An 11,852-nucleotide genomic window follows, 5' to 3' on the forward strand; every position below is an offset into this window, starting at 1 on the left:
GGCCCACAACATCCGCCGGCTGCTGACACGCAGCCGGCTTTTTTGCGTCTACTTCGTGCTGGAGGCCCCTGCCTCCCTTGAGGCTCAGTAGCCAGTCAGCCTTCACCCCTATTCCGCGCAGACCTCCAGTCGGACCGGCCTGGGCCGCGAGGTCGCGTTCGTCAGCGGCGGGCGTTCCACGGGGGACGGCCGTCACGCCTTCGGAAGCGCGGGGTACCGGTCCGCGAGCGAGGCGATGACGGCGAGCAGCTCCCCGGGCTCCACCGGCTTGGGCACGTGGCTCTGGAAGCCGGCGCGCAGCACGCGGGTGCGGTCCTCCGAGCGGGCATAGGCGGTGATGGCCACCGCCGGGGTGTGGCCGCCCTTCTCGGCGGACAGCGCGCGCACGCGCTCGATGAAGCCGTAGCCGTCCGTGACCGGCATGCCGATGTCGGAGACGAGCACGTCCGGATGCTCCGCCTGGAGCACCTGGAGTCCCTCCAGCGCGGAGCCCGCGGTCACCACCCGGGCGCCGCTGTCCTCCAGGAGCGTGCTCAGCAGCTCGCGCGCGTCCTCCTCGTCATCCACCACGAGCACCCGCACGCCGCCCAGCTCCGGCGGGGGCGAGGGCATCCGCTCCGCCGCGGGAGGTTTCGGCGACGGCGGCATGGCGGGGTCGCGCCGCTGCGTGACGGACAGGGGCAGCCGCACGGTGAAGGTGGCGCCCCGTCCCTCGCCGTCGCTGGCGGCGGAGACGGTGCCGCCGTGCATCTCCACGATGTGCCGAACGATGGCCAGCCCCAGTCCCAGCCCACCCGTCTTGCGCGTGCTGCCGCCGTCGGCCTGGCGGAAGCGCTCGAAGACGTGGGGGAGGAAGGCCTCGGAGATGCCCTGGCCGGTGTCCTCCACGGTGAGCTCCACGATGGAGTCGCGCCGCGCCACCACCAGCCGCACGTGGCCGCCCTTGGGCGTGAACTTCACCGCGTTGGACAGCAGGTTCCACACCACCTGCTGGAGCCGGTGCGGATCGCCCATGACGCTGCTGGTGGTGTCCACCGTGGCCCTTACCTCGATGCGGCGCGCGTCCGCCGCTGGCTGCACGGACTCGAGCGCCTGCTGCACCACCGCGGACAGGTCCACGGGCGACACGTCCAGTTTGAGCTTGCCGGACACGATGCGGCTGACGTCGAGCAGGTCCTCGATGAGCTGTCCCTGCGCGCGCGCGTTGCGCTCGATGGTCTCCAGCGCGCGCTCCTGGCGGGGGGCGGGCAGGGTGCCGGTGCGCAGGAGTTGCACCCAGCCGAGGATGGCCGTGAGGGGCGTGCGCAGCTCATGGCTGATGGTGGCGAGGAACTCGTCCTTGAGCTGGTTGGCCTCTTCGGCCTCGCGGCGGGCGGCGCTCTCGCGGGCGAGCAGGGCCTCGCGTTCCACCTCCGCCTGCTTGCGGTCGGAGATGTCGATGACGCTGCCGATGTAGCCCAGGAAGTGTCCGTCCGCGTCGAAGCGGGGCGAGCCGGTGTCCACGGCCCACCGGTAGTGTCCGTCCGTGCCGCGCAGGCGGTAGTCCAGGCGGAAGGGCTGGCGGGCGGCGTTGGACTCCGTGAAGGTCCGCTGGGTGCGCTCCAGGTCGTCGGGGTGGATGGCGTCGAACCAGCCGAAGCCCAGGCCCGTGGCCTCGGTCTGGCCGGTGAAGGCGTACCAGCCCCGGTTCATGTACGTCGTGGCGCCTTGCACGTCCGTCACCCAGAGCATGACGGGGGCGTGGTCCGCCATGTTGCGGAAGCGGGCCTCGCTGTCGCGCACGACCTCCAGCAGTTGTTCGCGTTCCTGGGCCACGGTCTTCTGTTCGGTGATGTCGCGCGCGGCGGCGTAGATGAGGCCCAGCTCGGGCGCGGGGCGGGAGGCCCACGCGAGCCACCGGTAGCGGCCGTCGCGGGTGCGGAAGCGGTTCTGGAAGCGCAGGGTGGGGATGCCGTGGGCCAGCTTGCGCATCTCCTCCTGGGTGGACGCCCGGTCATCGGGGTGGATGAGGTCCATGAAGGGGTGCTGGTAGAGCTCCGCTTCGCTCCACCCGAGCACGCTGACGAAGTACGTGTTCACGCGCTTGAAGTACCCGTCCAGGCCCGCGACGCAGAACATGTCCGGGGACAGCTGGAAGAAGCGCTCGCGCTCCTCGACCTCGATGTGGCGACGCTCGGCGCTGTCGAACGCGAACGGGATGACGGCCTGGGCCAGCGCGTTGTCGATGCTGGCGCCAAGCACGCGCAGTTGATGCAGCGGCACGTCCACGTCGGCGCGCTCGGCGCGCGACAGGATGCAGTCGCGCAGGAGGGCGTATTCGCGCGTGACGAGGGACACGTCCGCGCCCAGGCGCAGGCGCTGCCGGCCGTGTGCTCCAGCGGCCTCGCTGTGGTGGAGCGGGGGGAGGCCGTCCGCGTCCTCCTCCGCGTCCACGAGCGCGGTGTGGAGCTCATCGAGCAGGGCGGGCAGGGCGTCAACGAGCTGCTCTTGTGACAGGCGCAGGGTGGTGAAGAGGGGAGACACCCGGGCGCACCAGTCCTCCAGGAGCGCCTCGCGTTCGGTGTTCAGCAGCTCGGCCAGGGACGCAGGGGACCGGCCCCTCGTGGGCATGGGCTCTTCGGATGAAGGGCCGTGCTCCTGTGGACCCGACGAAGACATGAATGTTCTTGAGGTGCGGCGGCCGGGCTCGCATGGGCAGGGGCGGGATGTTCGGCCCCTGCCTCCTTGCCTGCGCAGCGGTCAGGCGGCTTCAGCGCACGGTGACGATGCGGCCCTGCGCATCCACGCAATAGACCGCGCCTCCATCCAGGATCTCCGCATCCAGGCCGCAGCGCGACAGATCCGGAATGAAGGAGATGAAGAACAATCCCTCCTCGGAGCGGAGCACACGCGTCTCGTAGGTGTCGCGGCGTGACAGACACTCCGCGATGCGCGGATCGCGTGCATTGGTCTGGACCTTCCGACCCGGTGGAAGGAAGTCGTTCAGTGCCAGGCTCAGGGCCTCCAGCATGGGCCCTGAAAGATGGGTGGCATTGTCGAAGGACTCCGGGAAGTGAACCCGAGCCGCTTCTTCTTCAGGCGCACGAGGAGCCACAGGGAGCTTGTGGTAGCCGAGCAGGCCGCACCCACTCAGCCCAAGACCCAGGAGCCCGAGTCCGAGCGCGCGCAATCCACGCAGCGGCATGGCAGCCAGTCCTTTCCCTCGAAGGCCTTGAACGCGCCCCAGTCGCCAGCGGGAGATGTGGCGGTGGCACCCGCCGTCAGGGGCGGCGAGGAATCACCAGTGGGCTCCCTATGGGAACATCACGTTGTCGAGTGTGATCGTACGCGGCCCGTCTTCCTCCCACAGCTTCAGGGAGAAGGCTCCCTGGGCCGCCGTTGAAGCGTCGGCCTCCACCACGACGAGCCCGAACTCACCTGTCGGGATGGGCCGTTGCTGCCAGAGCCGAAGCACCTTCAACTCCGCCCCGGTCTTGCCTCGAAGCGTTGCCCCCTTCGCGACCCATGGAGGAGCGCCCGCCATCACCGTCAAATTGATCTCGACAGCAACCCCCGTCGCGGACCGATAACTCTTGACGGAGGTTGCCTTAAGCGCGTTTCCAGCCGCACGAGCGACAGCCTCGGTCACGAGTCGTCCGGTCAATCCATGCTCGTCCAGCGCGCCGGAGAAGACGAGACCTGCCAGCCCGCCCGGAGCATTCTGTTCGGCCACCAGTCGTACGACTTCGCCCTGGCAGCGCATCAACCCCGCACGAACCTCCCGGATTTCTTGCTGGTACGTCTCGATTGTCCGCATGCCGCGATAGACCTCAATGAGAGGTTCCGCCGTCGCGGGATGCACTCGAAGAAGGAATGAGGCGCTTGCTGGCGCAGCCCCATCCCGGAAGCGCACGAACAGACGCAGCCTCTCTCCAGCAGTCAAACGTGCTGAAGGCACCAGCCGCAATGTGGCCTGCCCTGCATCCACGAGAGAAAAGCGGTCCCGGCTCTCCAGTTCGACTTCGCCGCGCTTCAAGTCGGAGTCGAAGAGGAACGTTGTCGAAAGCTGAGCGCTGATTGCGATTTCGTGGGTGGAGGAAGCGTCATCGGGAGCCAACTCGATCCGGCGCACGCCCGGCAAGGAAGCACCGGCTTCCGATGGGTCGGCCGACGCTCCACTCGCGAGCAGGAGTCCAAGGAGCACGGCGAAAGAAGAAGAAGACACTCGGCGATGGCTCCCGGGGAATCCCGCTACTCGAACTCGCTCACCGCTCTCACTTGAGCGCTCGTGAAGATACGGGCACTGGAGGGTGAGTCGTCTCCAGGCTTTCGGGCCATGCCTCGGACACTGTCCTCCGCGAGGACCTCCATGCACACGGGAAAACTGTCGCCCTTCGGCGTCGTTGCCCAGGTCAGGCGCCCATACACGCGATCCCTCACGATGAGCCGGCCAGACAGCACCGTGTTGCTCGGCATGTCCTTCCAAGGGCCAGCCAGGATCAATTCCGTCGGCCCCTCCCGCACGGAGATGACCTTCGGATCGTCGATGATGAAGACCGCGTAGGCTTTGCGGCCCAGGGGAATGTTCAGCTTCTCCATGGCCTTCACTGCCCCCACCGGACACGGCTCTGGCGGCGGAGGCGGACGTACCTGCGACCCGGGGCACGCGAGCGCCGCACAAGCCGCCGCCGTGCTCGCCGCGCGGGTCATGACACTCATGCCCTTCTTCGCGGGCTTCGAGGGGAGCTGAGGGGGCAGGGTGTCTTCCGGTCGCGTCGTCACGGTGGCTGAGTCCTCCTGGAGCGTCGCGGGGAGAGCGACGGCCGCGGCGGTGGCCTCCGGCCCGGTTGGAGCAGCGGCGCGGCCAGCTTGAGGCGACTTGCCAGGGGGCGCTACTTCCTGACGGGTGTGGGCCAGCCTCGCGATGCGTGACGTCCCAAGTCCCCACGCCGCCCCTGCCAGGACGAGCACCAGGACGAGCGCCATCCAGGCACGGAAGGCTCCGCGCTTCACAGGCGCAACATGTACGGTCGTCGCGGGATGCGGCGACACGTTCGCCGCGGCATTCGCGTCCCCAACTGGCGCCACTTTCAGGGGAAGGCGTTGGCCCCGGCGCGGACGGTGCCGGGGTTCGTTCCGCCACTGCTCGAAGCTGTCGAGGTCCTCCCCCTCCGTCGTCGCGGAGTCCTCGGCATAGGCGTCGCAGAGCGGCACGTCCCACGCCGCGTCCGCGCCACGCAGCGCCTCCTCCAGGGACTCGCAAAGCTGCCGGGCGCTCGGCGTGCGCGCCTCGGGCGTCTTCTCCAAGAGCCGCAGGCACACGTCGCCCAGCGCCCGGGGCACGCGCTCATTCTCCTTGTGCGGCGGCATGGGCGCGCTCCCGAGAATCGCCTCCGTCAAGCTGGCGGCATCCTCGCCATCGAAGGGGAAGCGCGCCGTCAGCAGCCGGTAGAAGACGAGGCCCAGCGCCCACAAGTCGTCCGCCGGGCCCGCCGTGTACCGGGCGTCCGGCGCCTCGCGATGGGCCCTGAGGAAGCGCCATGCCTCCGGCGCGCGGTAGTCCACCGTCCCGGGCGGGAGGATGTCCGCGGTCAAGTCACGCGCGCCCGCGTAGTCGCCAATGCCGAAGTCCACCAGCTTGGCCACGCCATCCGAGGCGCGCACCATGATGTTGGCCTCCTTCACGTCCCGGTGCACCACCCCGTCCGCATGGGCGGCGGCGAGCGCCCGCGCCACGCCCAACAGCACGCGCGCCGCCTGTCGCGCCGTGGGATTCTCCGCGTCAGCCCATTCGTCCAGTTGGCGCCCGTCGACGTACTCCATGACGATGACGGCGAACTGAGGCTGGGCCACCGGCCAGTAGCCGTGGCCCAGGATTCTCACCACGTTGGGGTGCCGCAGCCGGGTGAGGATGGAGACTTCGCGCTCCGCCCGCTCGCCCACGCGCGGCAGGTGCAGCAGCTTCAGGGCGAAGCGCTGGCCCTCGCAGCGCGCGAGGTACACCGTCCCGAAGCCTCCCTGCCCCAGCTGGTGCTCCACCGTGTAGCCCAGCAACTGGGCCCCCGGATTCAGCACGGCGGGAGGCGGCCCCCGAATCATGGCTGCCCTCTTTCGGACTTCCAGCCTTCTCGCATGCGGCGGCCTCCCGGCGGGGCGCGCACCCTACCCAAGGCATGAGAAGCCCGGGAGGCCCAACGCCTTGGGACGCATCCAGCTGGGGACTCGTGGAGTCCACTCAAGCGCTTCCAACCTCCAACATTCATCCCTGCGCGCCCTGGGCTACGCTGAGCCCCGCCATGAATGAAGAACTCGGCATCACCATCGGCACGGAGGCTCGCGCGGCCCGCCAGCACCTGGGCCTGACTCAGGCCGAAGTCGCGGAGCGCATTGGACTGGTACACCCCGTCTACAACCGTCTGGAGCGCGGGAAGATGCTTCCCAGCGTCCCCTCCCTCTACCGCCTCTGCCGGGAGCTGCGCGTCTCCCCTGAGAAACTCCTGGGCCTCACCGCGACAGGTGACGTGCGCAAGGGCCACAAGCCCCAGCCCAAGGAAGAGGACGCCCCGGAGCTGCGGCGCCTTCTCCACCTCGCGCGCAAGTTGGACGCAGAGAAGCTGGACGCCCTTCTTCACGTCGCTTCGGCGCTGGCACGCTGACGGATTACTCCCGCTTCACGCCCTCCAGTTCATGGGGCTCCAGCCCTTCGCGGAAGAGGCCACTCTCGCCAAACTCCACCGCGTCGCGAAGGCCGCTGCCCTCCGCCAGTACCCGGGCCCACTCCACCGCGGCCTCCTGGCGGCCATAGCCCGGGTGCCGCCTTGCCAGGGCGATTCGCATGGCATCCCGCATGTCCGCCGCCGTGGCGAACCGCTCCTCGGGGTTGGCGCGCAGCGCGACATGCAGCATCGCCTTCACGTCCGGGGAGAGTGAGCCCACGGCCTCCTCGACGTCCTTCGGACCGAAGCTCGCCAGCAGCACCTGCATCTGTGTCAGCGGCAGGGAGGGAAGGATTTCCGAATAGAGGTAGGCCAGGCGCCTGGGCGGGCGTGGCACGTCCTCCACGTCGAAGAGGTGCTTGCCGGTGAAGAGCTCCACCAGCAGCACGCCCAGGCTGAAGACGTCGGAGCGCGGCGAAAGCGGCTGCCGCCCCAGGTATTCCGGCGAAGCGTAGGCCACATCTCCACGCACGAGGTTTGCGGGTGACTCCTCGCGTCCCACCACCAGCGAGTACGCCGCGCCGAAGTTCGTCAGCTTCACCTCGCCCTGTGTCCCCACGTAGACGTGGCGGGGGTTGACGTCGCGGTGGATGACGCCCAGCGACTGGCCGTCCGTGTCCGTCAGGGTGTGCGCGTGGTGCAGCGCCTCCGCGATCTCCGCGCCGACATAGAGGGCGAAGGACTCGGAGACGCGTCGTCCGCGCGCTACGCCCGCGCTCACCAGCGTCTCCAGCGAGGGGCCGTCCACGGACTCCATGACGACATGCAGCGCGCCCTGGTGCACCTTGCGGTGGAAGACCTGGGCGATGGCTGGGTGGCGCACGCGGAACGCCAGTTGAAGCTCCTCTCCCAAGCGCGTGCGCTGAATGTACGTGGAGGGGTTCGCCAGCTTCCGGACGAAGCAGAAGCCGGGCAACTCGTTCCCTCTCGCTGGGAAGCGTTGCGCCAGCATCAGCACCTCGCCCGTCTGCATCCGCACCAACTCGCGGACGGCTTCGTAGCGGATGCCGTCGATGGTGAAGAGGTGCTGGGGCCTGTCCGGCGTCGGCGGAAGTTGCCTGCGACGCGGCGAGGCTTCCGTGCGCGCCAGGTCGTTGGTCGTCGTGTCGGGCATGGCTCCTCGGGAGGCGGAAGAAAAGCGCGGCGCCTCCCAGGAACTTGAGTGGATTTGACTTTTAAAGTCCATGATTTTGAACTTTAAAGGTCAATAACTGTGTCTGGGTGAGGTTGGGAGTGCGGCCCGTCAAAGTCCCAGATACATGAGCAGCGCACCCAGGTCCGCGTCGGACAGGGCCTCCGTGCTGTAGAGCGGCATGTTGCCTCCCACGCCGAAGAACGGACCGTGCCGCACCTTCTCGATGACGACCTGCGCGTGCGGGATGCCCGGGAAGAGCCGGTCGTATTCGCGAGTCACCTCCGGCAGCACCGACGCCAGCTCCGTCAGCCGTCCATCTCCCGTGTGCGTCGCGCCGTGGCAGTTCTGGCACGCCGCCCGGTACACCGCTTCGCCTCGCGTGGCGTCGCCCCGGGGCACGTCCTGGATGTCCTTCACCACCGTGAACGGCAGCGCGGGCGCCTGCGCGTCCGGGCTGATCCGCGACAGGTACTCATACAGCGCGCGGGAGCGCGGCTCCTCCGCCCCCAGCTTCGTCACGCCGCGCATGAAGTTCACGTAGCAGAAGTTCACCGCGTCCAGCAGCTGCGTCTCGTCGCCGCCCCACCAGCTCGGCCGCGCCGCCACGTTGTACAGCGTGTGCCCTGAGTCGATGCGCCCCGCCGGCGCCTCCGCCGTCGTCACGTGGCACGTCGCGCACGAGAACTTGTTGTACTCGCTCGACGACAGCCGCGCGTCCTGGAACAGCGCCTCTCCGTAGTCCGCCGCGGCCTGGGGCCCCTCTTCGCCCCCACACCCGGCCAGCACCCCCGCGAGCACCGCCGCCACACCCGCGCGCAGGCCCCTCACGGCTGCCCCCGCAACAGGCTCACCGAGTCCGGGAAGATGCCCATCCGCACCGTGGACAGCACCGTGCCCTCCGTCAGGTCCACGACGTGCAACGTGCCCGGGCCGATGTGGTCCCCTTCGCAGACCGCCAATCCGTGGCGCTCGTCCGGCGTCAGCATGAACTGATGCACGTTGAGACATCCCGCCTGTGACAACTGCACCGTGCGCTGCACCGTGGACGTCGCCGCGTCGATGACCGCCACCGCGTCCTCCTGCTGATAGGGCATGTACAGCGTGCGCCCGTCCCGCGTGAACGCGCCGAACATGGGCGAGCCGCGCAGGTACACCGTGCGCTCCGGGTTCATCGCGCGCGTCCCGGGCTCCAGCACCTGCACCTGCTTGCTCGCGAGCGAGCTGACCCACACGTCCCCCGTCGTGGGCGACACCGTGAGCGCGTATGGCTGATGGCGCGGACTCACCGCGGTGCCCGAGCCCGCCGCCACCTTCACGCGCGTCACCGGCATGCCCGCCGCCGCCAGGTCCACCACCGCGACCTCGTCCGACCAGCACGCCACGTACGCCGTGCGCTCATCCGCGGACAGGCGCACCGCGTGCGGCGCGGGGCACACCTTCACCCGCTCCTTCACCGTCATCGTCTCCGCGTCGAGGATGACCAGGCGCGAGACCATGTCCTCCTCCGGCCCGCCCTTCCGCGCCACGTCCGCGATGCGCAACAGGTCGAAGTGCGTCTGGTACAGCGTGCGCCCGTCCGCGCTGACGATGACGTCCCCCGGGTTGCGGTCCACGCGCGTGGACGCCACCAACCGGTTGTCCTTCGCGCTCAGCTTCAGGCAGTAGCCGTCCGCCGTCCCCGTCCCATGCGCGCCATGCGGACCCGAGCCGCCTCCGGGCACGTAGTTGGAGATGCCCACGTAGTAGTAGTCGCCAGCCGGCGATACCGCCGTGTGGTGCGGTCCCTCCAACTCCACCGGGTTGAGCCCCACCGGCACGCGCGCCAGCTCGCCCCAGCCCGGCGTCCCCAGCCCGTCCATGTCCAGCAGGCTCACGGAGTCATCCAGGCTGTTCGTCACCAGCAATCGCCCGGAAGCTCCCGGAGGCGGCACCGTCGAGCCGCCCCGCGTCCACGGGTTTGGATCCGCGTACGTCAGCTCGGGCACGTCCGTGCCCGGCTCCGGCGGTTCGGCCTCCGTGCAAGCGCCCAGCGCCAGGACGCAAAGCCAGGCGGCGCGCCTCACCTGGCCATCCCCATGGTGAAGGGCACCGGAGTCCCCAGCGTGTACGGCCCCTCCGTGATGCGGTTCTGCACCAGGTACGCGCTCACCACCTGCACCGACAGCGCCTTGCCCGCCGAGTCCTTCACCGTCCGCCAAGAGCCGTCATCCAGTTGCCACTGCAACTCCGACGTCAACACCTGGACGATGGGGCACTCGCGCCCGGCGACGTGGACCTTCACCCAGTAGAGGTCGCCCGTGTACGGCGGCAGGTGGGCTTCGGCGGTGGGCAGCACCAGGTTCCCCAGCCACGCGAGCACCGAGCGCTTCGACTCGCGAGGACGGGCCTCCAGCAGGGGGGACGTGCGGCCCGGGCGTTCCAGCGACGCGCGCAGCGGAGACGTCCACTGCCACAGCGGCGCGGATTGGTCCGTCCAGTACTCCTGCTGGGACTCGGGCGACGTGAGCGTCACCGCGCGCGAACTGTCCTGGGGCTGGTTCCTCGCATCCACCAGCGTGCGCCACGCCTCGTCCGTGGCGCCGCCCGCGTACAGCGGCTCCTCGCACTCGGTGGCCTGGGGCTCGGTGTCGTCGCCATTGCACGCGCTCAGGGCGAGCAGCGCGACGGCGGCGGTACTCCAGGGCAGGGACGTCTTCAGCTTCATGGTCATGGGGCCTCGCGCCGACGGCCGCGGCGCGTCAAGGGAAGCAAGGGAAGCAGGAACAGCGGAAGCAACATGCCCGCGGGCGCGGCGGCACAACCGGAGGACGGCTTCGGCTTCGGGTCGGCGGGCGTGCCCGCGTCCTCCACCGGCTGCACTCCCGCATCCAGCACGCCGGCGTCCGGAACGCCATCCGGGTAGAGCGGCGCGCCAATCGTCTCCGCGAGCTGGGGCCAGCGCGACGGACACAGCTCGCGCACGGGCGTTCCCGCCGGGCACTGATGGCTGCCTTGGATCTGCTCCAGGCTGAAGAGGGGCTCCCACGTGGTGCCGTCGTCGCTGCTGCGCGCCAGCGACCAGTCATGGAGCCACGGCGAGCCGCAGCCGTAGATGACGTCTCCCACGCGCGTCACGCACGCGTTGCCGGTGGGCAGCACCAGCTTGGAGAAGGCCCCGCCCTCCTGGCTGCGGAAGAAGGAGCTGTACGTGGACACCCACGCGGTGCCGCCGTCGGCGGAGACGTCCATGTTGATGAACACGTCGTCGATGCCGGCGCCCGTGCGCGCGGTGAAGGTGCGCCCGCCGTCCGTGCTGTGCAGGATGTGCGTATAGCCCTGCGCGGACACGCGCGCCCAGACGCGGTGCGGCTCCACCGGGTCCGTCGCCGTCACCACGAAGTCGAACGGGCGCACCAGGTCCGGGAAGGCCTGCGGCAATTCCTCCCACGTCTCGCCCGCGTCGTCGCTGCGGAACAGATACATGCGCGCCGTGTCCGACGCGGACACGTAGAGCGTGCGCGGGTCCGCGGTGGACACGCGCACGGCGGAGAAGAGGACCCCCGCGCGCTGGAGCCCCAACGGCCGCCACGTCTCCCCGCCGTCCTCCGAGCGGAACACCCCGTTGGTCGCCGACGTGGAGCGGCCCGTGGCCACATACAGCACCGCGTCATCCGAGGGGTGCGCCGCGAGCCCCGTCACCCAGGTGTCCTTGAACGCCGGGTGCGACGACCACGAACACGCGCCGTCCTTCGAGGACAGCAGCGCGTTGCCGGTGGCCGCCAGGATTTGCCCTGTCTCGCGCCAGACGAAGGACTCCGGGCGCCAGCCGCCATACCCCATGGCATCCGGACACACCCAGCGCCACGTCCGCCCACTGTCGCGCGAGATGACCGCGCCAAACGTGGCCCCCACGAAGAAGTCCTCGGAGTGGCCTCGCCGCAGCGTGACGTTGGCCGTCTCCGGCAGGCCCGCGTGCGCCCACGCGGCGCCCGAGCTCACCGAGCCCAGGAGGCCGGCCACCGCCGCCCCCCTCCAACCCCCCG

10 protein-coding genes are annotated in these 11,852 nt (G+C 69.6%); 1 reads left to right on the plus strand and 9 read right to left on the minus strand.

Annotated elements, in window-relative coordinates:
• Positions 1-192 precede the first annotated feature (192 nt).
• The 4 genes from D7V77_RS35620 to D7V77_RS35635 form a co-directional block, all read right to left on the minus strand.
• Positions 193-2,610, minus strand: coding sequence for a PAS domain S-box protein (locus tag D7V77_RS35620; protein ID WP_158624552.1), 2,418 nt, complete (start codon positions 2,608-2,610; stop codon positions 193-195).
• A 139-nt stretch (positions 2,611-2,749) separates the two neighbouring features.
• Positions 2,750-3,184: a hypothetical protein gene (locus D7V77_RS35625; protein ID WP_120580723.1), complete on the minus strand. Its 435-nt coding sequence runs from the start codon at positions 3,182-3,184 to the stop codon at positions 2,750-2,752.
• A gap of 108 nt (positions 3,185-3,292) precedes the next feature.
• The gene (locus tag D7V77_RS35630; protein ID WP_120580724.1) at positions 3,293-4,204 is read right to left on the minus strand and encodes a DUF2381 family protein; all 912 of its coding nucleotides are present in this window, start codon (positions 4,202-4,204) and stop codon (positions 3,293-3,295) included.
• A gap of 26 nt (positions 4,205-4,230) precedes the next feature.
• Positions 4,231-6,078: a serine/threonine-protein kinase gene (locus tag D7V77_RS35635; protein ID WP_120580725.1), complete on the minus strand. Its 1,848-nt coding sequence runs from the start codon at positions 6,076-6,078 to the stop codon at positions 4,231-4,233.
• A gap of 197 nt (positions 6,079-6,275) precedes the next feature.
• Between D7V77_RS35635 and D7V77_RS35640 the strand changes: the two genes are divergently transcribed.
• Complete coding sequence (locus tag D7V77_RS35640; protein ID WP_120580726.1) at positions 6,276-6,635, plus strand: helix-turn-helix transcriptional regulator; 360 nt, start codon at positions 6,276-6,278, stop codon at positions 6,633-6,635.
• A 4-nt stretch (positions 6,636-6,639) separates the two neighbouring features.
• Here the strand turns inward: D7V77_RS35640 and D7V77_RS35645 are convergent, their stop codons facing one another.
• The 5 genes from D7V77_RS35645 to D7V77_RS35665 all read right to left on the minus strand — a co-directional run.
• Complete coding sequence (locus D7V77_RS35645) at positions 6,640-7,809, minus strand: serine/threonine-protein kinase (protein WP_120580727.1); 1,170 nt, start codon at positions 7,807-7,809, stop codon at positions 6,640-6,642.
• A 129-nt stretch (positions 7,810-7,938) separates the two neighbouring features.
• A complete protein-coding gene (locus D7V77_RS35650; protein ID WP_120580728.1) occupies positions 7,939-8,658 on the minus strand; it encodes a c-type cytochrome in 720 nt (239 codons plus the stop codon).
• Positions 8,655-9,893 (minus strand): YncE family protein, encoded by a 1,239-nt coding sequence (locus tag D7V77_RS35655; protein ID WP_120580729.1) that lies wholly within the window; start codon positions 9,891-9,893, stop codon positions 8,655-8,657. The genes D7V77_RS35650 and D7V77_RS35655 overlap by 4 nt, the downstream gene beginning before the upstream one ends.
• Positions 9,890-10,540 (minus strand): hypothetical protein, encoded by a 651-nt coding sequence (locus D7V77_RS35660; RefSeq protein WP_233597439.1) that lies wholly within the window; start codon positions 10,538-10,540, stop codon positions 9,890-9,892. Before D7V77_RS35660 ends, D7V77_RS35655 begins: the two co-directional genes overlap by 4 nt.
• Positions 10,537-11,852: hypothetical protein (locus D7V77_RS35665; RefSeq protein ID WP_120580731.1), on the minus strand; the 1,316-nt coding region annotated here is incomplete at its 5' end. The genes D7V77_RS35665 and D7V77_RS35660, both read right to left, overlap by 4 nt.

This window comes from Corallococcus sp. CA041A (genome assembly GCF_003612075.1).
Classification (GTDB): domain Bacteria; phylum Myxococcota; class Myxococcia; order Myxococcales; family Myxococcaceae; genus Corallococcus; species Corallococcus exiguus.